This is a genomic window from Tolypothrix bouteillei VB521301 (assembly GCF_000760695.4).
In the GTDB taxonomy this organism is placed as follows: Bacteria; Cyanobacteriota; Cyanobacteriia; order Cyanobacteriales; family Nostocaceae; genus Scytonema; species Scytonema bouteillei_A.
In genome coordinates, this window is sequence record NZ_JHEG04000001.1 from 7003367 (window position 1) to 7023532 (window position 20166).

The 20166-nt window shown below is 43.3% G+C and carries 23 protein-coding genes; 14 read left to right on the forward strand and 9 right to left on the reverse strand.

Annotated elements, in window-relative coordinates:
• The first annotated feature begins 304 nt into the window (after nt 1-304).
• Nucleotides 305-931, forward strand: a complete 627-nt coding sequence (locus HC643_RS28490) for a hypothetical protein (protein ID WP_038083184.1) — start codon at nt 305-307, stop codon at nt 929-931.
• A 252-nt stretch (nt 932-1183) separates the two neighbouring features.
• On the opposite strand, the gene HC643_RS28495 is transcribed toward HC643_RS28490, so the two are convergent.
• On the reverse strand, nt 1184-1750 hold the full coding sequence (locus tag HC643_RS28495; protein ID WP_038083186.1) for a DUF2087 domain-containing protein: 567 nt from the start codon (nt 1748-1750) through the stop codon (nt 1184-1186).
• A 212-nt stretch (nt 1751-1962) separates the two neighbouring features.
• On the opposite strand from HC643_RS28495, the gene HC643_RS28500 reads away from it, so the two are divergent.
• The 3 genes from HC643_RS28500 (at nt 1963) to HC643_RS28510 (ending at nt 4215) form a co-directional block, all read left to right on the forward strand.
• Complete coding sequence (locus HC643_RS28500) at nt 1963-2139, forward strand: helix-turn-helix domain-containing protein (RefSeq protein WP_072040832.1); 177 nt, start codon at nt 1963-1965, stop codon at nt 2137-2139.
• 11 nt (nt 2140-2150) lie between these two features.
• Nucleotides 2151-2303 carry a hypothetical protein gene (locus HC643_RS28505; RefSeq protein ID WP_153021446.1) on the forward strand — a complete coding sequence of 51 codons (153 nt, stop codon included), beginning with the start codon at nt 2151-2153 and terminating at the stop codon, nt 2301-2303.
• 157 nt (nt 2304-2460) lie between these two features.
• The gene (locus tag HC643_RS28510) at nt 2461-4215 is read left to right on the forward strand and encodes a PAS domain-containing sensor histidine kinase (protein ID WP_050046769.1); all 1755 of its coding nucleotides are present in this window, start codon (nt 2461-2463) and stop codon (nt 4213-4215) included.
• A 62-nt stretch (nt 4216-4277) separates the two neighbouring features.
• Here HC643_RS28510 and HC643_RS28515 read toward each other — a convergent pair whose 3' ends face one another.
• On the reverse strand, nt 4278-4994 hold the full coding sequence (locus HC643_RS28515) for a Crp/Fnr family transcriptional regulator (protein WP_038083189.1): 717 nt from the start codon (nt 4992-4994) through the stop codon (nt 4278-4280).
• Between the two features lie 261 nt (nt 4995-5255).
• Here HC643_RS28515 and HC643_RS28520 point away from each other — a divergent pair, with 261 nt between their 5' ends.
• Complete coding sequence (locus HC643_RS28520; protein WP_050046768.1) at nt 5256-5921, forward strand: chemotaxis protein CheB; 666 nt, start codon at nt 5256-5258, stop codon at nt 5919-5921.
• Here the strand turns inward: HC643_RS28520 and HC643_RS28525 are convergent.
• The 3 genes from HC643_RS28525 to HC643_RS28535 all read right to left on the reverse strand — a co-directional run bounded on the left by HC643_RS28525 (nt 5908) and on the right by HC643_RS28535 (nt 10721).
• Nucleotides 5908-6195 carry a hypothetical protein gene (locus tag HC643_RS28525; protein ID WP_050046767.1) on the reverse strand — a complete coding sequence of 96 codons (288 nt, stop codon included), beginning with the start codon at nt 6193-6195 and terminating at the stop codon, nt 5908-5910. The two genes, HC643_RS28520 and HC643_RS28525, sit on opposite strands and share 14 nt — an antisense overlap.
• A gap of 61 nt (nt 6196-6256) precedes the next feature.
• Complete coding sequence (locus HC643_RS28530) at nt 6257-9184, reverse strand: UPF0182 family protein (RefSeq protein ID WP_038083194.1); 2928 nt, start codon at nt 9182-9184, stop codon at nt 6257-6259.
• A gap of 250 nt (nt 9185-9434) precedes the next feature.
• Nucleotides 9435-10721, reverse strand: a complete 1287-nt coding sequence (locus HC643_RS28535) for a glutamyl-tRNA reductase (RefSeq protein WP_167844879.1) — start codon at nt 10719-10721, stop codon at nt 9435-9437.
• A 185-nt stretch (nt 10722-10906) separates the two neighbouring features.
• On the opposite strand from HC643_RS28535, the gene HC643_RS28540 reads away from it, so the two are divergent.
• Nucleotides 10907-11068, forward strand: coding sequence for a hypothetical protein (locus HC643_RS28540; protein WP_167844768.1), 162 nt, complete (start codon nt 10907-10909; stop codon nt 11066-11068).
• 428 nt (nt 11069-11496) lie between these two features.
• Here the strand turns inward: HC643_RS28540 and glpX are convergent, their stop codons facing one another.
• The gene (glpX, locus tag HC643_RS28545; protein WP_038079312.1) at nt 11497-12534 is read right to left on the reverse strand and encodes a class II fructose-bisphosphatase; all 1038 of its coding nucleotides are present in this window, start codon (nt 12532-12534) and stop codon (nt 11497-11499) included.
• Nucleotides 12535-12919: 385 nt separating this feature from the next.
• Here glpX and grxC point away from each other — a divergent pair, with 385 nt between their 5' ends.
• The 7 genes from grxC to grxD all read left to right on the forward strand — a co-directional run bounded on the left by grxC (nt 12920) and on the right by grxD (nt 17478).
• A complete protein-coding gene (gene grxC / locus HC643_RS28550; RefSeq protein WP_038079307.1) occupies nt 12920-13237 on the forward strand; it encodes a glutaredoxin 3 in 318 nt (105 codons plus the stop codon).
• Nucleotides 13238-13312: 75 nt separating this feature from the next.
• A complete protein-coding gene (locus HC643_RS28555) occupies nt 13313-13837 on the forward strand; it encodes a hypothetical protein (protein ID WP_038079303.1) in 525 nt (174 codons plus the stop codon).
• 59 nt (nt 13838-13896) lie between these two features.
• Nucleotides 13897-14382: a tRNA adenosine(34) deaminase TadA gene (gene tadA, locus HC643_RS28560; protein WP_050046765.1), complete on the forward strand. Its 486-nt coding sequence runs from the start codon at nt 13897-13899 to the stop codon at nt 14380-14382.
• A 112-nt stretch (nt 14383-14494) separates the two neighbouring features.
• Entirely contained in the window at nt 14495-15328 is an 834-nt protein-coding gene (locus HC643_RS28565) for a lysophospholipid acyltransferase family protein (protein ID WP_038079299.1), read from the forward strand.
• 185 nt (nt 15329-15513) lie between these two features.
• Nucleotides 15514-16122, forward strand: a complete 609-nt coding sequence (locus HC643_RS28570) for a hypothetical protein (protein ID WP_038079295.1) — start codon at nt 15514-15516, stop codon at nt 16120-16122.
• Nucleotides 16123-16652: 530 nt separating this feature from the next.
• Complete coding sequence (locus tag HC643_RS28575; RefSeq protein WP_038079372.1) at nt 16653-16907, forward strand: BolA family protein; 255 nt, start codon at nt 16653-16655, stop codon at nt 16905-16907.
• A 247-nt stretch (nt 16908-17154) separates the two neighbouring features.
• Nucleotides 17155-17478 carry a Grx4 family monothiol glutaredoxin gene (grxD, locus tag HC643_RS28580; protein WP_038079293.1) on the forward strand — a complete coding sequence of 108 codons (324 nt, stop codon included), beginning with the start codon at nt 17155-17157 and terminating at the stop codon, nt 17476-17478.
• 169 nt (nt 17479-17647) lie between these two features.
• Here grxD and HC643_RS28585 read toward each other — a convergent pair whose 3' ends face one another.
• Together HC643_RS28585 and HC643_RS28590 are read right to left on the reverse strand one after the other, a co-directional pair.
• Nucleotides 17648-17896, reverse strand: a complete 249-nt coding sequence (locus tag HC643_RS28585; protein ID WP_038079370.1) for a DUF6761 family protein — start codon at nt 17894-17896, stop codon at nt 17648-17650.
• A 219-nt stretch (nt 17897-18115) separates the two neighbouring features.
• On the reverse strand, nt 18116-18274 hold the full coding sequence (locus HC643_RS28590) for a hypothetical protein (protein ID WP_167844769.1): 159 nt from the start codon (nt 18272-18274) through the stop codon (nt 18116-18118).
• A gap of 139 nt (nt 18275-18413) precedes the next feature.
• On the opposite strand from HC643_RS28590, the gene HC643_RS28595 reads away from it, so the two are divergent.
• Entirely contained in the window at nt 18414-19175 is a 762-nt protein-coding gene (locus HC643_RS28595; protein WP_038079368.1) for a response regulator transcription factor, read from the forward strand.
• 40 nt (nt 19176-19215) lie between these two features.
• On the opposite strand, the gene HC643_RS28600 is transcribed toward HC643_RS28595, so the two are convergent.
• On the reverse strand, nt 19216-19995 hold the full coding sequence (locus HC643_RS28600) for an ABC transporter ATP-binding protein (RefSeq protein WP_038079367.1): 780 nt from the start codon (nt 19993-19995) through the stop codon (nt 19216-19218).
• Between the last annotated feature and the right edge of the window lie 171 nt (nt 19996-20166).

The window sequence follows — 20166 nt, forward strand, 5'->3', positions numbered from 1 at the left end:
AGCAACACAGATAGAAAAGAGTACCTTCGAGGGTGATTTTTTTTATCTTCAAGCGTGTTATATCATTTCACTTTAAGGTTGATACAAATAGGCAGTAGGGAGATGAAGCGATGGGGAAACAATGAGAGACTCATCATTTGTATCGGGTATTTTGTGAAATGATATTGGGAGTTCTGGGCGAACAGACTTCTATTCGCCCAGCATCTTCAAAATTTCAAAATGTTATTTATTGATATTGCTCTTGCAATAAGATTTAACTAGAATTATCCAAAAGTTTTCGAGGGGACTACCAAATTCACCGGCTATGATTGCTCATAACGCTTCAAAAATTGTTCTCATTGTTTCCATCCTTTGGAGTTCCACTTCATTCACCGTAGCAGAAGCTCGCCCCAAACAAATAGATTCACCTCCTGAATTTGGATGTCGTTCTACAACAACAGATACTCCTCTGTTTACACAACGCACAACGACATCACAGCAAATTGGTACTGTTGATAAAGGCGGTCGGGTCTTGCTACAAGAATCCCCTCGAAAAGGGCTTCAACTGATTGCAGTCTTTGAACCAGACTCAGAAAAATATGGATATATCCAAACCAAAGTACTGGATTTTTGCGATTCATCTAACGACTCTGGTAATGGAAAGCCGCCTAGGACTACAGCTTGCAGAAGAATCCGAGGAATAGAAAACGTACAATATGAGGTTTATCCAGAACCCGATAAAAACTACACACCAATTGCAACGGTTAGAAGCGGACAAGTTGTCATGGTGAGATTGAGACGAGATGGTAGTGTTAGTTCTTATCGCAATAGAGATTTGCTCTGGGTAGAAATTGACCTTTACAAAACCCCAATGGCAGAAAGATACAAGTTTCCCAATGGGGAAACTGGATGGATCGAGAATCAAGACCAAATTGGTTACTGCGATCGCTAGCCAATGACCTATGACCCGTCAGCAACGACACAGCCCCTCTCCCGTTGGGCTACGGTGGTGTACAAATCTTTAAAAAAGAGATGAAACATCGTCAAAAGGGAGAATTGGAATGAAGTTCCCCCCTTTTTTAAGGGGGGTTAGGGGGGATCGAAACCGCTTTTAATGCATCTTAGAAGACTTGTGTACACCACCGCAGGTCCCGTTGGGAGAGGGGGAAGAGAAACGTCAACTTACAGATGGATTATTCCCTTATTATTCCTCTACAAAACGTCGGTAAACTTCATTCTCTCTTTGCATTAACTGGTGACCAACTAATTCCCTGCGTAAAGTCGCGCAGTCAGGATGGTACTGCTGAAGAATTTCATTCATAGTGTTTTCTGAGTAATTTACTCCTACCTCAAATTTGCTTGCCAACCACTTCAAAATAACTAAGCGTTTTTTACGACTTGTGGGAATTTCTTTGAGGCGATCGCCTTCTATATATGTACCAAGAACTTTGCTTTCCCATGCTTCGGTATCCACATCTTCAACCAAAGAGGCTATTGTCTCCGGCTTAGCAATCTCCTTGCCAATCTTTTCCAGGGATTGGTTGTTCAACTGATACAAATGAGTATTTCCCTCCGGACGCATTGTCACTAGGTTTAGCTCTTTCAGTTTTGCAAGATGATGCGACACTGTTGGCTCTTTCAGTTGCAGAAGAACTGCCAATTCTTCAACGCTACACTCCTGATTCGCGAGGATACCCAAAATTTTGAGTCGGCTTTCATCTGCTAACGCCTTCAAAAAGCGCAGCAGAATTTGAAACTGCTCACTGTTCATCTTCTGTTATACTGCTGTTAGACGCAAATCTAATTAGATATTCATCAAAATAAAGGTGCTGTTCTCCTTTGACGCAGCACAGAGCTTGTCTTGAGAATTTTTTAGTTAAGTTAATTCTGTTACAAATGACTAAGAATATTTAGTTTTCTTAAGCAGTTCTTTACATTTCGCCATAAATTATCGATCGCTAATATGAATCATGAGGTTAGATTATGATTAAGACAGGCATTTCACTTGTACAAGCAGCAAAATACTTACAAGTAGAACAGTCTACTCTTTACATTGCGTTGCAAAAAGGAGAAATTCCTACTAGTAGAAGAAATGGAAGAACTGTAGTAACTCAAGGCGCTTTATTGGATTATCAAGCAAGAAAACGAATTTTATTATAAACATTTAGTTGGTGGTTGGTAGAAGCGTAACGCCTTACGCCCGTACCGTAGTTAGTGGTTGGAATTGGCAGGATAAGGATAGTTACGAATGTTACAGTACGACCAAATTGGCTACTGATACTGGGAAAATTGATTTCATTCTTCCCTATGAGCGCGATCGCTAACTATCTACAAAAGTTGCTGGTGACAAAACAAATAGTTTAAATCTCTTTCATTCGTGAGATTGAAGCAGGCTCAAATAAGCCTTAACCTGTTGATGAAGAAGTTATTCTAAAATTGCTTTATCTAGCAATTGAGCGTCACGAATGGAAGAGATTAGGCGTGAACGAGGAGAAATTTTTCCAGCAACTAAAGATTTTGTACGAGCGCGTGAGTGCCTTACAGAATGATACTAGTGGTACATCGCTGTCGGCTCAAGTGTGGCTGCGTGTAGCGCTTGAGGAACTTAACACCGCCTTTGAGGAATTAAAGGTGGCTGAGGAGGAGCTGCGAGCGCAAAATGAAGCGTTAGCAACTGCTCGTCAGACAGTAGAAGCAGAGCGGCAGCGCTACCGGGATTTATTCGAGTTTGCTCCTGACGGCTACCTTGTTACTGATGCACGCGGAAAGATCCAGGAAGCCAACAACGTTGCTGCCAATTTGCTTAACATCGCTCCTCAGTTTTTGGTGGGCAAACCACTAGTTAACTTCGTCACCCGTGAAGAGCGGAAAAATTTTCGTATTAAACTATATCAGATGTGCCAGGTGAACTGGGTGCAAGACTGGGAAGTGCGCTTGGTGCCACGCGAGCGAGAGGGTACAAAGGCACCTTTTGACGCTTCTATGACGGTAAGCGCTATCCGCAATGAGAAAGGTGAATTAGTCGCCTTGCGCTGGCTGCTACGCGATATCACCGAACGCAAACAGGTTCTGGAGCGGTTGCGGTTGCTGGAGTCGGTAGTTACAAATATCAATGAAGCTATTCTCATTACAGAAATTGAGCCTGTTGACGAGCCAGGTCCGCGTATTGTGTATGTTAACGAAGCCTTTACTCGCATAAGTGGCTACCATCCTCAAGAAGTGCTTGGTAAATCCCCACGCTTTATGCAAGGTCCAAAGACTGACCGCGCCGTGCTGAATACACTTCGGACAGCTTTAGAGAAATTTGAGCCTGTGGTTGTCGAACTAATTAACTATCGCAAGGACGGCTCGGAATATTGGATAGAGATGAGCCTGGTACCGCTCATGGATGAAACAGGGTGTTACACTCACTGGGTTTCAGTGCAACGCGACATTACTCTAGCCAAACGCGCAGAAGAAGATCGCGCACAGTTGCTTCGCGAGCAAATTGCACGTGCTGAAGCCGAAGCAGCAAACCGTACAAAGGACGAGTTTTTGGCAATTGTTTCCCACGAGTTGCGATCGCCCTTGAATGCTATCCTTGGTTGGTCGAAAATACTGCGTTCTGGTAACTCGGACTCAGTTCAAACTAATAAAGCACTAGAAATTATTGAGCGCAACGCCAAAGCTCAGAAACAAATAATTGAAGATTTGTTAGATGTTTCATCCATCATTCGGGGTCAGGTTCGCTTGCAAGCCCATCCAACCCACCTTGTACAAGCGATCGAAGCAGCTATTGATACAGTGCATCCCACTGCCGACGCTAAAAAGATTCAAGTTTCATCCTATCTCGATCCCAAAGTTGGTTTGGTGTGGGGCGACCCCGACCGCTTAAAGCAAATCGTTTGGAATTTGCTCTCCAACGCTATTAAGTTCACGCCTGCTGGTGGAGAAGTTAAAGTTTGGTTAACAACTGCCAATTCCCAAGTCCAAATTAAGGTGAGCGATACTGGGATTGGTATCAGCCCTGACTTTTTGCCCTACGTGTTCGATCGCTTCCGCCAAGCCGAGGATACGACTACTGGGGCGCACAATGGATTGGGGCTAGGTCTGGCGATCGTCCGCCAGCTAGTGGAACTACATGGTGGTACTATTCAAGTAGAAAGTCCTGGATTGGGTCAGGGAGCAACGTTTACCGTGCAACTGCCAGCGCTCGCCAATAGTTCAGACGTGAGTTATTTAGAACAACAAGCTTGAAAATAAGGACTGGGGAGTAGGGGATGCTTCACTGGTTACAGATCGCGGTTAAACTAATATGCTTAATTGCCTCCCAGCAAGCGATCGAACTCAGCTTTGACAATCCCATAACACTCGCAAGTGATATCTTCTAGACCTTCTCTGTCAAGAATGCTCATTTTGCCACGCCTGTAGCTAATGAACCCCGCCTTCTGAATCGTAGCAGCAACTACGCTCACGCTTGCACGACGCACACCCAGCATTTGCCCTAAAAACTCGTGGGTGAGGGGAAACTCGTTTGACCCAACTCGGTCTTGAGTCATTAGCATCCATCGGCAAAATCGTTCTTCAATGGAGTGCAAACGATTGCAAGCAGCCGATTGGGCAATTAGATTAAACAATGCTTGCGTATAGGATTGCAGCAGCTTGAAAAGGGGGCTAGCTGAAGTCACTTCGCGTTTGAAAACATCTGCTCTCATCTGCAGAGCTTCACCTGGAATCTGACTAAACGCCTGACCGGGAATTGTATTGGCTTCTAGGAATACGGGTAAACCGATCATGCCTTCATTACCCACCGTAGCCACTTCCACTGCTTCACCATTTTCCATAACAGTCAGCAGGGAAATAACGCCGTTATTGGGGAAATAAACGTGCTCGATGGGTTCGTTTGGTTGGTAGAGGATTTGTTTGTATTCTAGGAAGACAGGTTTTAAGTGAGGCAAAAGACGTTGGTATTCCTCGGGTGGAATGGCACCGAGCAGCCGATTTACAGGATTGTGAGAGTTTTGAGACACGGACATCAGAAACCTCTTTAAGCCAGTGGTATATCAATCAAATAGCTCATTGCGTCAGTCCATGTCGTCTGGCGAAAGAAAAAAGCATTGTAAATAAGTTTTGTACGCAAGCGTACAAAACTTATTTACAATATAATTAGGTTATCTGTAAACAAGTCAACACAAGCATTTCATCTCCTTCAGGCTAGCAGTTGGTATCTTGCGGAATTAGCTAACACAGCTGTTTACAAAAAAATCTCGCAGCCAAGCGGAAAAATAATTTTTTTTATGCCCAATGCCCAATGCCCTATTTTCAAAGAAAATCATAAGGCGATCTCCCATTTTCCCAATGTTGCATATAACATAGTCGCAATAGCGGCTTCCAGAGGCGGGCTAAAAGCGATCGGCAAAATTTTGTCAGCATTGCCAGCTGATTTTCCGGCAGCAATTGTCGTGGTACAGCATTTGTCTTCCAAGTTCCCCAGCTATATGGCACAAATCCTGGCTAACCGCACGTCTTTGCGTGTAAAGCAGGCAGAGGAGGGGGAACTTTTACGCCCAGGAACAGTCTATACTTGTGTTCCTGACAAACATTTGATAGTTAAGCCAGACGCTACGCTGTCTTTTGCATATGGGCCAAAGGTACACTTTGTCCGCCCTGCAGCTGATAAACTGTTTATCTCAGTTGCAGCTAGTTTTAAAAGTCGTGCGATCGCAGTCGTTCTCACAGGCAAAGACAGCGATGGCACTTTAGGCGTGGTAGCTATAAAAAAATATGGCGGTCTAGTCATCGCTCAGGATGAGGTAACCTGCGAGTGTTTCAGTATGCCCAAATCTGCTATTGATACTGGCAAAGTTGATTGGGTTCTTCCTCTAGACGCGATCGCTGACCACTTAATCAAGGAAATTATGACAGAAAAAGTGGCAGAACAAATTCAGACTACGGCTTGTTAAATAAATATCTAATTTTCATCAATTTTGTGTCAATCTCATCAGACTTAAATTCTAGATTTTTAGACTGAAGGATAAGCGTATGAGCCTGCTCTATAAGTATGGTAGATTTTGCTTTAGTGACGCTAGATTGTTCTTGTAGTAGCGTAAATTTACTTTTTAACACCTCCAAGCGAACAAGCAAGCTGTTATCTGAATTAGTCAAATCGGTTTCCATAGATTGCCATTCATCTACTTTGGTAGCAACTTTTGCAAAAAAAATATATATTGATTGCATTAGGCACATAAGCGTTAGTCTAATTCTTGACCATTTGGTTTGTCTGTCCTCCACCGTACCGTTACTCCACAGGACGCACGATCGCAGGTGTTGTAGCTCGATCTGGCTTAAAGATAGCAGCAAGTGCTTGCTCCAAAGTTTCTGCCATGACAATTCGATTGTTATAAGCGACAATTACCCTAACAAACGTTGGCAAACTGTTTTGTTCTGCCTCTAAATAGAGGGGCTCAACGTAAAGCAAAGATTGCTCAATAGGAATCACCAGTAAATTTCCTTGAATTACCCTCGAGCCCTGACGGTTCCACAGGGAAATTTGCTGGGAAATCACGGGGTCTTGATTGATCAAAGCTTCAATTTGTTCGGTTCCGTAAACCAACTGTTGCTTGGGAAATTCGTAAAGCAGCAACTTGCCGTATTCCGTTCCATCTGAACGGGCAGCCAACCAAGCAATTAAATTTGCGCGTTGTGTGGGTTTAAAGGGTAGCAGTAAGATAAATTCTTCTGATTCCGCTTGCGGTAGCGCTGTAATGAGATAGTAAGGTTCTACCTGTTGCGGTTTGCTACCGTAAATCTCGTTGGGAATTTGCCACAGGTCTTCTCGATTGTAGAATACCTGGGGATCGATCATGTGATAAGTCAGCAATTGTTCTGATTGAGTGTTGAACAAGTCAACAGGGTAGCGGATGTGATTGCGAAGAGCAATCGGCATTGCGTCTAAGGGTTTTAACAAGCCAGGAAAGATGGCTTTGAAAGCGTTAATTATTGGGTCTGTTGGGTCAGCTACAAAAAAGTTAACCGAACCATTGTAGGCATCAATAACAACTTTGACAGAATTGCGAATGTAATTGAATTGATTGTTCCCAGGATCGGAATAAGGGTAGCGATCGCTAATTGTATAGCCATCCAGAATCCAGTAAAGATAAGTTCCTTCTCCTTTGCTCGTTGTTCCACCCCCATTAGCAGCAACTAGATAAGGGTCGCTATCGTAACGTAAAAAGGGAGCAATGGCTTGTACTCGTTTTTTGATATTGCGGCGAAACAACAGCTTTGTTTGGGGGGTAAAGTTATTCGTTAGCAGCATCTGCCAATCTTTCAAATACTCGGCAAATAGAATACGCTGCCACATATGACCGATTCCAATACCCCCACGACCATCATAAATGTTGTATGCATTATCATTGCCACTGGGATAATCTAACTCTTGAGTTCTTGTCCCAGTCATCACATAAGTATCAGTAATTTCACCGTAGTAAATACGCGGTTCCCCTACGGGAAGGCTAGCTCGCACTGATTCACTCGATATCTGTAACGAACCTCGATCGCCAGCTTCATCAACTCCAATGTCTTTAACGTAGTAATAAGGTAATCCACCCGGACCAACAAGGTTTACTGGGCTGAGTGTAAAACCATAGCCATGAGTATAAATCAGATGTCTGTTTATCCAAGTTTGTGCTTGTTGGGGAACATCATTGTAGTCTAGTTCCCTCGCTGCTATAATCGTCTGCTGCTTTTCAGTTGTCGCCTCTCGCTTGAGAGTATAACGGTCAATATCAGCACCGGGAAACTTGTAGTAAGGTCTGATTTGTTGCAACTCGCGGTTACTCTGTAAAAGGGGACGCGTATCCCAAAGACGAATATTGCGAATTGTGAGGTTGTTTGCTTGCAAATCTTTGGTCGTGAGTTGACCTCGCGGATCGAAAGTTCTTGCTTCTATAGTGTTTAAATTAAATCCTTCTCGCGTCAGGGAGATAGTACGCTCGATATAAGGACGTTCCCGGATGAGCTCGTTTGGTTGAACTACCAGGCGTTGTATAACTGATGGCAAGATTTCTCCAGAAATTGCCACCACAAGGACATACAGCCCTAAAGCATATATGAGATGGATTGGGTAGGGAATAGGTTTGAAGCGCGTTTTTGTTGTCTTTGACAAAAGGACAACTCGCATCATTAAATAAACTGCGATCGCAACTGCCAAAAGACTTAATCCCGTATAAATTGGTAACAGAACTGTAACATCAGTGTAGCTCGCACCATAATTGACACCACGGGTAGAATACAAAAGCTTGTAGCGTTGCAACCAGTCATATAAAGCAATTCCCAACATAAACAAGCTACTTAAAGCATTTAAGTGAAGTCGTTGCGACACAGAAAACCCGCGAAACTGACCTTCACTGAGGCTATTTCCCGAACATAGGTAAGTTAAAGCAACCGCAGCTAAGCTAAAAAGCAACAGCCCTAAAAGCCAAGAAACTAACAATTCCCAAATTGGAAATGAAAATACGTAAAAACTAATATCTTGATGAAATAAGGGATCGACGCGGTTAAAACGGACGAGATGAAAAGACAGTAAAACCTTGTCCCACTTTGCCGACAAAAGAAACCCTAATAATAAACTGATAAATACAGCAATAGCCCTTAACCAAAACTCGCTATGCCATAGAATTGCAATTGTTAAAATCAGCAGCAATCCCAACTGTACGGGTGGAACAGATAATTGTTGGATATTCAATTGCTGAGTTATTTGCTTTAACCAAGGTGATAATTGCAGGGGAGCACTTGGCAATTTAATATTAGGTTCCCAAAAATCTAAAACTCTTTGACTGTAAAAAATCACTACCGACCCTACCACCACGCTCAAGATGATAACTAGTGGCAATAAAAAGCGTAGTGGGAGAGTTGAGGAAGGAGAGAAAGGGGGCTTGAGATCTGGGGGATAAGACGGGAAACGGGAGGAAGCGCTGACAATAACCCCTGGTTTTTCATGAGAGTATTTTAGACGAGACGCTATAGTTAAATTGCCAAGCAAAAAACAAATTGAAGAGAAGAAAGCGAGCGTCCATAAACCGAGTTGAGTTGCCAAACGCACCCAAAATTCTCTAAAATATTTAACCTCATCAAACCACAATATTTCTCCCGTCAAATGGCATATTAAATCAAAACACAGCCACAATCCCAACAGAAAAACAACCGATTTAAAAATACGATTCATAATCCATGCTAAGGCTAATAGCTAATGGCGAGACCAGTGCTGCAGGCAGGTTTCCCACGCCCTGGGGACTGGCGAACCCGTATAGCCCTGCGGGCATAGCCTGCGGCATCGCGTATAGCCCTTACGGGCATAGCCTGCGGCATCACGGAGCCTGTGCCTTGCACATAGCGTCTCCGCTTCTGAGATAGGGCTAATGGCTAATAGTTAATCGTTGTTGAACAATTAGCTATTAGCTATTAGCTATTAGCAATCAGCTAAACAATTCTTCTACATCTAAATTAAACAGCATTTGCAAAGTTTGCATACAGCGACGCCTTGCCTCAACATCTTGTTGTGCTCGTAACTGTACCATTGGGTCATGTAAAATTTTATTAACAATGCCTCGCGTCAAAGCCTCAATGACCTCTTGATGTTTCTCAGCAAATTCTGAACCCAATCGCGACAAAGCTTTTTCTAACTCTTGTTCGCGAATAGTCTCTATTTTGTCACGCAAACAACTGATAGTGGTCACTGTTTCAAGCGATCGCAACCAAACATCAAAAGCTTCTGACTCTTCTTCCAACAAGCCTTCTGCTTCTTGAGCGATTCTGCGACGACTTTCTTGGTTTTGTGCCACAACTGCCTTTAAATCATCCACATTAAACGCCTGTACATTTGTCATTTCATTGACATCCGCGTGGACATTGCGAGGTACAGAGATATCAATCAGCATCAAAGAACGATTGGGTTCTAAAACCATTTCTAACTTAGCACGGTCAAGAATCGGTTCTGTTGCTGATGTACTTGTAAACACTAAATCGCACTCAGAAATAACTGCTGTCATTTCCGAAAGCAAACAAGTTTTAATAGATTCTTCGGGGAACTGTTTTGCCAATTCCTCAGCACGTTCGAGAGATCGATTTAAAACACAAATTCTGTTAGTTCCTTTAGAAAGTAAGTGCTGTACTAGCAACCGCGACATTTTACCAGCCCCAAGAATTGCTACTTGACAAGCTGCTAAATTGTCCAATTTCATATAAGCCAGTTCAACAGCAGCCGAACTAATAGAAACTGCGCCCGTACCGATACTAGTTTCGCTACGCACTCGCTTACCTGCGGTCAGAGCTTGTTTGAATAACCGATTCAAAATTGTTTTAATACTTTGATATTGCTGTCCGAGTTTGTGAGTATTTTTCACCTGAGCTAGAATTTGACCTTCTCCAAGAACGAGGCTATCCAATCCAGCAGCAACACGCAGTAAATGCATCACAGCATCTTGATGCAGCAAGACAAACAAATGTTGGCGTAAAGAAGATACAAGCAATTTGCTATGTTCTGAGAGAAATTGAGTCACCTCACGAATACCCTGTTCTGTTTCTTGGGTAACGATATAGATTTCCAGACGATTACAAGTGCTTAGTATTGCGACTTCTTCAATATGGGGATAACTTAGCAACTGACCTGTTGCGCTTTCGATTTGTGGTTCTGGAATACTCAACTTTTCCCGCACTTCAACAGGGGCTGTTTTATGGCTTAACCCCACTACCGCGATATGCATATTTGTCATTTCTTATGTGGTGTTTATTATTTGTTAATTGCTAATAGCTAATAGCTAATTGCTAATGGCTAATTGTTAATTGTTTATTTTTATTAGCCATTAGCCCTATCTCCTTTTGGAGATACCGTGTGCTTTGCGTATGCTACACGATGCTGTAGGTTGTGCCTGTAAGGGCTATACGCGCAGTGTCTGGGCTAGGGATACCCAATGCCGCAGACGATACCCGTCTGGGCTATACACCAGTCGCCTACGGCAGGAAATTAGCCATTAGCCCTTCGGGTTCGCCCTTCGGGTTCGCCAGTCCCCTACGGCGGGAAACCCGCCTACAGGGCTGGTCTCACCATTAGCCCTTCGGGTTCGCCAGTCCCCTACGGCGGGAAACCCGCCTACAGGGCTGGTCTCACCATTAGCCCTTCGGGTTCGCCAGTCCCCTACGGCGGGAAACCCGCCTACAGGGCTGGTCTCACCATTAGCCCTTCGGGTTCGCCAGTCCCCTACGGCGGGAAACCCGCCTACAGGGCTGGTCTCACCATTAGCCCTTCGGGTTCGCCAGTCCCCTACGGCGGGAAACCCCGCCTACAGGGCTGGTCTCACCATTACCCCTTCGGGTTCGCCAGTCCCCTACGGCGGGAACCCCGCCTACAGGGCTGGTCTCACCATTAGCCCTTCGGGTTCGCCAGTCCCCTACGGCGGGAAACCCGCCTACAGGGCTGGTCTCACCATTAGCCATCAGCCATTAGCTATTAGCTATTAGCTATTAGCCATCAGCCAATAACTATCTCAACTGTAGAGTTTTTGGCTCATCAAACAAATGAATTGTATCGACAAATCGAGCAGTGCGGGACTGGCTGGAAATAACCAAACTTTGAGTCCTAGCGCCGCCGTGGAAGAAGCGAACACCATCCATAAGCGTTCCTGGGGTAATACCGCAAGCCGCAAACAGTACGGTTTCACCAGAAGCCAATTCATCAGCGTTGTAAACCCGATCTGGGTCTGTAATGTTCATTTCTTTGAGTCGTGCAATGTTACCTTCTCTGCTCTCTCCAATTAACCCAGTTTTTACGACTTCTGGATCGTAAATCAGTTGTCCTTGGAAATGCCCACCCAAACAACGTAAAGCAGCTGCGGAAATCACACCTTCAGGTGCAGCACCAATACCCATGAGCGCATGAATGTTAGTACCGGCGAAGGCGCAGGAAATGGCAGCAGAAACGTCACCATCGCTAATTAGCCTGACTCTAGCCCCTGCTTGTCGGATTTCTTGAATAAGTTCCTTGTGGCGGGGACGATCCATAACGACCACTACCAATTCATCTACGGAACGGTTTAAGCACTCGGATAAAATTTTGAGGTTTTCAGTGGCAGACTTGTTAATATCAACATGACCGCGAGCTTGAGGTGGTGCTGCTAATTTCTTCATGTAGAAGTCTGGTGCAGCAAATAGACCGCCTTTTTCGGAAATTGCCAATACTGCCATTGAGCCGTTTTGACCGTAAGCAACTAGGTTGGTGCCTTCGCAGGGGTCAACAGCAATGTCAATTTCAATTAATTCATCGGGGTTGCAGAAATCTTTGGCATCTGAACGGGTACAGATACCAACTTCTTCCCCAATATAAAGCATGGGAGCTTCATCGCGTTCGCCTTCACCAATTACGATGCGACCGCGCATATAAATTTTATTCATCCGTTCCCGCATAGCTTCCACAGCCACTTGGTCAGCAGTGTTCTTCTCACCTTTGCCCATCCAACGGGAAGAGGCAATGGCGGCTTGCTCAACAACCTCAATAATTTCTAACCCAAGTGTATTTTCCACAAACTCTGCCCTCTCAATTGCTTGGTATTACGTTGTTCTGTGAAATCTATTTCAGTTTTCAAGTCTACCAAACGGCGGATACCTGTGGAAAATAGTATCAACTTGCGTCTATGTTAAGTTTTGCTTCTAAAGTGGAGTAAGTCGTTAGTTGTTAGTCGTTCGTGGTAATTTTTGAATAGTTAGGTTCTTCTTATTTTATAAGTATTTTTACTGAATAGATATAAAATTTCAGTATGTCTGAGGTTATTGCCTATCAATAACATTGAAGTGATTTCATCTATTCCAATAAAATTTTCTTTTATCAAAAGCAGTAAAATTTTTAACATATTACTGGTCGCTGTTCTCTGGTGATACCATACTTGAAAAACAGTGAAGTCAACGAACAATGGTAAACTTTATTAACTCTGTGTTGGGTCGTCATCCAGAATCTATCAAAGCAAATGTAGAAATTTATACTTGGCTAACTTGCCCGTATTGTATCCGTGCCAAATTGCTTTTGTGGTGGAAGGGTGTAAATTTTACCGAGTACAAAATCGATGGGGATGAAACTGCTAGAGCGAAAATGGCAGAACGTGCTAACGGACGCCGCACGGTACCACAAATTTTTATTAACAACCAACATATTGGGGGTTGTGATGATATTTACGAATTGGATACAAAGGGTCAATTGGATTCTTTGCTCGCTCAACCCGTAACATTATAAAGCAAAGAAACTGCGATCGTTGTGATACACGTAGAATTACAGATGTTCTTACAGTAGATTTAAGCAGAAAAAATTATGCAAGTAAAAGTATTAAAAATTGCATTTTTCGTTGCAGTATCGCTTTTGATACCAGCCTGTGCTGAAGATCCTTCTCAAATTTTTACTGGAACACAGCAGGCAATTCAACAAGGCTCTCAATCTAATTCCTTGAGTGTTGCAAAAGCAGAATTTGGTATTGTGAGAATCGACCCCCAAGATTACAAAGTTTCTTTTACGCCCACTAATAAAGTGCCATTAAAAAATGAAACAGCTTATGGATGGCGCATTCGGCTGAAGGGCTATCAAGGTCAAGTGACGTGGCGCGAGATTTATCAATTGCCAAAAGCAGCAAAAAATTGGGGGGCTCCTGCTAGTGCTGAATTTTCAGTATCGAGAGACAAAACACAAGCAACAACGCAACGTACTGTCTACACAAAAGATGGTGTTATAGGAAATACTTGGACTGTGTCACCAGGCGATCCTCCTGGGACGCATACTATAGAAGTTTTTGTCAATAACCGTCAAGTAGGAAAGTTTGAGTTTAATTTAGTAAGTAGTTAGTTGTTAGTGGTTAGTTGTTAGTGGTTAGTTGTTATTAGTTCTACTGACAACTAACGAAAATGTTAATTAAATATTTAGATTATCTGACACACCAAAAGTGGATGAGCCGTGCTTTAGATTTAGCACAGGTAGCCGGTGATGCAGATGAAATCCCAGTAGGTGCTGTTATTATTGATTCATCAGAAAATTTAATTGCAGAAGGTGAAAACAGAAAGGAGCGTGACAAAGACCCGACAGCTCATGCGGAAATTCTTGCGATTAGGGAAGCATCCCACAGGTTACAAACTTGGCGTCTGAACCAATGTACTCTATACGTGACTTTAGAACCTTGTGCTATGTGTGCCGGTGCAATTGTGCAGGCACGTATAGGTCTTTTAGTGTACGGAGTTGACGATCCAAAAACTGGGGCAATTCGTACTGTTAGTAACATACCCGATAGCGCAGTTTCCAATCACCGATTGCGCGTTATTGGAGGTGTTCTGGAATCTAGCTGTCGTCAACAATTGCAAGCTTGGTTTGCTAATCGGCGACGAGATTCTAACTAAAGGACAGAGGTGAAACTGTCCAATTGGTACTACTCAAGTCACGGAAGAAAATCTACGGTGTATCTAATACGAGTTTCAAGCGCATTTTACCTAACAGTTAGCAGCCACCGTCATGATTGAGCAACAATCTTCCTTCGATTCATCCCGCAACGTATCAGCTACTATGCCAGCAAACCCTCAGGTGGCTCATTCTACTACCTCGCGGGTTTGTCCTTGGCTAAGCCCACTGATGTATTTACTAGGGCGGCATTTTCTCATGCCACTTTTCTTTGGAAGGATAAAAATTACCGGACAAGAAAATCTTCCTAAAACAGGTCCTGTTATCCTTGCTCCTACGCATCGGGCGCGGTGGGATGCTTTACTCATACCTTATGTTGCAGGTCGTTGTGTGACAGGTCGAGATTTACGCTTTATGGTCACTATTAGCGAATGCCAAGGTCTCCAGGGTTGGTTCGTTCGCCGTATGGGCGGTTTTCCTGTCGATCCTCAACGCCCATCGATTTCCACTCTCCGTCATGGAGTAGACCTTCTTCGGAATGGCGAAACTGTGGTGATTTTCCCAGAAGGTGGTATTTTCCGCGATGACGAGGTTCACCCTCTAAAACCAGGTATTTCTCGTTTGGCTTTAAGTGCTGAATCTAGCGATAAGCCGGGGGAGGCGGCGCTGCCATGCGATAAACTGGGTACAGCTAGCGCTAAGAGCGAACGCGGTCTCGGTGTCAAAATTGTACCTATTGCCATTCAATACAGCCAACCTTATCCCACATGGGGTACAGATGTAACTATTCACATTGGCTGTCCAATAGAAGTAGCGGATTATACTGGCAATTCTGTTAAACAAGAAGCAAAACGCCTTACATCTGATTTAACAAAGGCACTTCAAAAATTAAATCATCAAGAAGCAGAACTTACCCAACACGCATTTGCGGAAATTGCTAATGGCTAATGGCTAATGGCTAATGGAAGGCTGGTAAATGGTAGTACTAGTACTGTGGGAACTTGATTTTATTGATTTTCAGTCTAAAACCAAGAGACTTAACATATAGCTTTACTTTGTGAAAGTACAAAACAGAGTTAAGATACCCGAAGTTTCAATACGTGTTTTATTGAGTTAGTACTCCACTTTACCCCATGAAATTTTTTCTCCATGTTCCTTTAATTCGCCTCACTTCTCTAGCGGGGGTGCTAGCTTTTTGCTTGCTATCACCTGTTGCTGCCCAAGTAGAACTTCCTGGGAACTCTAACCAAGTTCAGCCGATCGATCCTAACGATCCCAATACCCTTCGTCCAACAGGGCAAAATAACAGCTTGTTGAGCATTGACGGAGGAAAACGTCTGATGACAGAGGCAAGCAACGCAGTCTCTTCTCAAAACTACGACACGGCAGCTAAGAAACTTCAAGAAGCCAGAATTGTTTTTAATCAGCTATCCAATTTTTATCAGGATTTGAACTCTAGCTTCTCAGGAATTGACAACAGAGTTGCTGATGCTCAGCGCAAAAAAGCACTGGAAACAGCTCAAATGAGAGATGAAGCAACTTACCAGCTAGCACTCGTACATCGAGCACAAAATAAACCAGAATTAGCTGTACCGTTACTGATTCAAATTGTGAAAAGTCAAAACCCTACAAGGGATTTAGGCAAAAAAGCTTATCAGCAGTTATTGGAGTTGGGTTTTGTGGATACTCCAGCACGAGGTGGTGGTACAACTTCTTCTACCTCTTCCCCTCCCAAAAAATAATCTAATTCCCACTTATGGATGTGTTCTTTAACATCTCTATCAGATAAAGTTATCTGTTATGTCCGTTTGTCACTAGAGGATTTTTGAAAAGTTTGGGCGAATATAATTCGCTACCTTACAACCTCTCGTCCGCCTACACGGAGCAGCAAAAAAATCAAGGTTCTGAAACCCACCTATGTGGGTTTTATCTGTATGGTCGCGAATTCTGTCTGCCGGGTAACGAGAGGACTGCGATTATACCTTAATTTGAGTTTGACAAACCTCATACTCACTCCTTCTTTCTTAAGGAAACAGAGTCCCCAATGGGAGCTTAGCTGTGCTACCTTTAATTCTCTCTTGTCGGTCGCGAGGGAGGGCTTGACTAATTTTTCCCAAGTCAGAAGTGTGCAAATTATATGCAAGGGCGGCTTAGCACCCTCATTTCATCAAACTCACCTTACATTAGTTGCCAAGCTTCCAAAAAATTTTAGTTGCAACAGTTAAAATCCGTAATAGGAAGACTAAATAAAGTAAGGTTCTCAAAAATCGCGATGATTAGTCCGCAGCAAGTTGAGGAAATGATTAAGGCTGAACTGCCAGATGCCGTAGTTCAAGTGCAAGACTTGACTGGAGGCGGTGACCATTATCAAGTCACTGTTGTGTCATCGCACTTTGCAGGTAAGGGATTGGTACAACAACACCAGTTAGTTTACAGTGCAGTACGGCAAGCTATGTCTACTGAAGCTATCCACGCCCTAGCCCTCAAAACCTATACTCCAGATAGTTGGCAAACGGCTAATGGCTGATGGCTGATGGCTAATGGTGAGACCAGCCTTGTAGACGGGTTTCCCGCGCCCTAGGGACTGGCGTTTGCGTATAGCCCTTCCGGGCATAGCCTGCGGCATTGCGGAGCGTGTGCCTTGCACATAGCGTCTCCGTTCCTGAGATACAAGGGAGGGCTAATGGCTAGTGGCTAATGGAAAACTGACAATTAGCAATTAGCAATTAGCAATTAACAATTAAACCAAAAATAAGTTAGGAAATAACGAGACAATGACTCCAGAACTTAAAGAGCGACTCGATAGTTTAGTAAAGCAAAACAAAATTTTAGTGTTCATGAAAGGCACCAAACTGATGCCCATGTGTGGCTTCTCTAACAATGTTGTTCAAATACTGAATACATTGGGTGTTCCTTTTGAAACAATTAATGTACTTGACGAGCCCGATATTCGCCAAGGTATTAAGGAATACTCTAATTGGCCTACTATCCCTCAAGTTTATATCAATGGTCAGTTTGTAGGTGGTTCGGACATCTTAATTGAACTCTACCAAAAAGGCGAGTTACAGCAAATGGTAGAAGTCGCTTTAGCGTCGTAAAAGCAAAAACCCTCAGCAGATTTTGAAACCTGGGGTTTGCTGAGGGAATAAATTGAGCTAAAAACTGTCTCCAAAAATTTCGATCGCTGCTACGTGGTGACAAAGCAGATAATTATGCTATAATCATCTGCGTTGATTTCTAGATGGCTGCGACTACCTGCACCAGGCATTAGTAGTAATCTGGTTGGGGTTGTGTTTGTGTCATTGTAAAGTTTGAAACATCGTGTAAGTAGCGGCTTGCTTCCTCCTCTAAGCGATGAATCAGATACGGCTCAATGGCATTACCGTGACGCAGCGCGGCTAAATAGCCATCCAAATACATCCGCATATCATCCATGCGATAACCGCGATTCCATAGCTCGACGAAGGCGTCGGTTAGTCTTTGGTAATAGCGGATGGTTTGTGTGTCTTGGAGCATAACGGCTGTTGAAATCTGTTTGGAAAAAAGATTGTAGTCGATTTGAAACCAGATGTGAAGTCCCACATCTAGTTTTGCATTGACGAATGGGTATTGATATCTTCCTCTTTGGGGAAACCCCAAGAGCTAGCTACAAATTATTTAGATCCTATTCCATAAATTAGGGAATAGGGTTGACTGGTAAGTTATTGTTATAATTCAAGGGAAGAATGGCATAAGTCATTTTGGGGGGTAGAGTACATTAGTAGGAGAGTCTTTGCTATTTGTTGCGATCGCAGGATTGGTAAGCAGCACTCTATCCATAGCAGGGTATTTAACAGAAAGTAGTTTTGATAAGTCTAACAAAAATTTAAGAATATTACTAATTTGGCTTGGCATAAGGCATTGATTAAACACCTTGCCCGTATAAGTATTGGTAAATTTGAAGCTAATAGCAATTGAAGTAACAAGGATTACAAAACATAGGACATATGCTTTGTTACCTTGAAGGTCATACATAATGAGGGGTCTTGCCACCGTGGGTTCGGTTTGTATTGAAATCGTTGAGGGAAATCCCCATCTGAGGTCATTGCTAGGCTGGCACTTGCAACAACTGGACTATCGGGTGCATCAAGCTGCAAGTATATATCAAGCTAGGGAAGTCTTTTTAAGCAATCAGCCAACATTAGTCATTCTTGATGCCGATTTACCTGATGGTGATGGCATTGAGTTTTGTCGTTGGTTGCACCGTCAGCAGCAGCCTCTAATTCTCATGCTATCTGCACGAAGTAATGAGGCTGACATCGTTGCTGGGTTAAAAGCAGGGGCAGATGATTATCTCAGCAAACCTTTTGGGATGCAGGAATTTTTAGCACGAGTGGAAGCACTCATTCGTCGAAAACGCACGCCTGTTGCACCTGCTTATTTGGATTATGGTGCTTTGCAAATCGACCTGGTACAGCGTCGAGTTCGTTACCAGGGAGAGTTCATTGACCTAACACCACAAGAATTTAGTTTGCTTTATGTTTTAGCACAAGCTGGAGGAGTCCCTTTGAGTCGGTCAGAACTTTTGCGTCGTGCTTGGCCAGATGCTATTGATAATCCCCGCACTATTGATACACACGTTTTATCTTTGAGGAAAAAAGTGGAATTAGATCCACGCCAACCAAGTTTAATTCAAACTATCCGTAATGTTGGTTATAGATTTAACATGGAAGTTCTCAACGCTAACAACCCACAATCAACAACAAAAATCCCGAAGGAAAGATTTCACAATCAACGTTCAACGGTTAGTGGTTAGTTATTAGTTGCTAGGAGAATTAATAACCAATAACCACTGATTAAAATTCAAATTCATCTTGAGCTTTAGCTTTTATTAAATTCTCTTTTACGTTAGCCCAATTTATATGAGGGACTTTTTGATTGCTTATTAAACGACCTTGCTGTAAATATAACAAGCACGTACAAAACTCCTGGCACAGATCGAGTTGGTGATTGACCATAAGAACAGTTGTTTGCTGGTTTTGAGCAAGCTGGCACAGTATCTGTATCAAATGTTCTGCCTTCCCCGCATCTAGGGCTGATGTTGGTTCGTCCAGTAGCAGAATTTTTGGTTGAATGACTAAAGCACGGGCAATTGCCACCAGCTGTCTTTGTCCTGCAGAAAGTTGTACCTCAGCCCGTCCCAACCAATCATCTGGAATTTGTAACTGTTCTATCCAATAAGTGACACGTTGTTGGACGATCTGTTTCGATAAGCCTCGTAGAACTAGGGGATACGCCAAAGCTTCTTTCACTGACATCCCCAAGAGTTTGGATTCTTGTGGTACTAATGTGACGGATGAACGAAGTTGCAATGCGGGAATTTGACGGTACTCTTGATTCTCCAGATAGATTTTGCCATTTGAATATTCGCTTAAACGGTTTAACACCCGTAACAGATAACTTTTGCCTGCACCAGAAGATCCAGTAATAGCTATGCGATCGCCCTCAAATACCTCAAAAGAAATATCCTGTAGTATGGGGTATCCTAACTGTTCGCCTTTTTTCTGAGTTTTCAAACTAGCAAACAAGCTGACTTGTTCTAAGCGCAGTAATGCTTTGGGAGTAGGTTGTCCCATTTGCGAGTCTTGCTGAATTTCCAATTTTAACCTTTCCGCTTTAAAATTAACGTGAATTCGACAGACCTCACCCTCTTCTTGAAGGAGCGTGGAGAACAACATTCTGAGAGCGCTTTTGAAGCCCCTCTCCTTGCAGGAGAGGAGTTTGGGGCGAAGTCTGTTTTAACTGCA

Excerpts from the sequence above, each read along its gene's own strand:
- HC643_RS28490 (WP_038083184.1), top strand. The coding sequence starts at position 305 with ATGATTGCTCATAACGCTTCAAAAATTGTTCTCATTGTTTCCATCCTT.
- HC643_RS28575 (WP_038079372.1), top strand. The coding sequence starts at position 16,653 with ATGATTAGTCCGCAGCAAGTTGAGGAAATGATTAAGGCTGAACTGCCA.
- HC643_RS28500 (WP_072040832.1), top strand. The coding sequence starts at position 1,963 with ATGATTAAGACAGGCATTTCACTTGTACAAGCAGCAAAATACTTACAA.
- HC643_RS28515 (WP_038083189.1), bottom strand. The coding sequence starts at position 4,994 with ATGTCCGTGTCTCAAAACTCTCACAATCCTGTAAATCGGCTGCTCGGT.
- HC643_RS28600 (WP_038079367.1), bottom strand. The coding sequence starts at position 19,995 with ATGGGACAACCTACTCCCAAAGCATTACTGCGCTTAGAACAAGTCAGC.
- tadA (WP_050046765.1), top strand. The coding sequence starts at position 13,897 with ATGTTAATTAAATATTTAGATTATCTGACACACCAAAAGTGGATGAGC.
- grxD (WP_038079293.1), top strand. The coding sequence starts at position 17,155 with ATGACTCCAGAACTTAAAGAGCGACTCGATAGTTTAGTAAAGCAAAAC.
- HC643_RS28525 (WP_050046767.1), bottom strand. The coding sequence starts at position 6,195 with ATGCAATCAATATATATTTTTTTTGCAAAAGTTGCTACCAAAGTAGAT.
- HC643_RS28520 (WP_050046768.1), top strand. The coding sequence starts at position 5,256 with ATGCCCAATGCCCAATGCCCTATTTTCAAAGAAAATCATAAGGCGATC.
- HC643_RS28495 (WP_038083186.1), bottom strand. The coding sequence starts at position 1,750 with ATGAACAGTGAGCAGTTTCAAATTCTGCTGCGCTTTTTGAAGGCGTTA.
- HC643_RS28535 (WP_167844879.1), bottom strand. The coding sequence starts at position 10,721 with ATGCATATCGCGGTAGTGGGGTTAAGCCATAAAACAGCCCCTGTTGAA.
- HC643_RS28565 (WP_038079299.1), top strand. The coding sequence starts at position 14,495 with ATGATTGAGCAACAATCTTCCTTCGATTCATCCCGCAACGTATCAGCT.
- HC643_RS28555 (WP_038079303.1), top strand. The coding sequence starts at position 13,313 with ATGCAAGTAAAAGTATTAAAAATTGCATTTTTCGTTGCAGTATCGCTT.
- HC643_RS28585 (WP_038079370.1), bottom strand. The coding sequence starts at position 17,896 with ATGCTCCAAGACACACAAACCATCCGCTATTACCAAAGACTAACCGAC.
- HC643_RS28590 (WP_167844769.1), bottom strand. The coding sequence starts at position 18,274 with ATGCCAAGCCAAATTAGTAATATTCTTAAATTTTTGTTAGACTTATCA.
- grxC (WP_038079307.1), top strand. The coding sequence starts at position 12,920 with ATGGTAAACTTTATTAACTCTGTGTTGGGTCGTCATCCAGAATCTATC.
- HC643_RS28570 (WP_038079295.1), top strand. The coding sequence starts at position 15,514 with ATGAAATTTTTTCTCCATGTTCCTTTAATTCGCCTCACTTCTCTAGCG.
- HC643_RS28530 (WP_038083194.1), bottom strand. The coding sequence starts at position 9,184 with ATGAATCGTATTTTTAAATCGGTTGTTTTTCTGTTGGGATTGTGGCTG.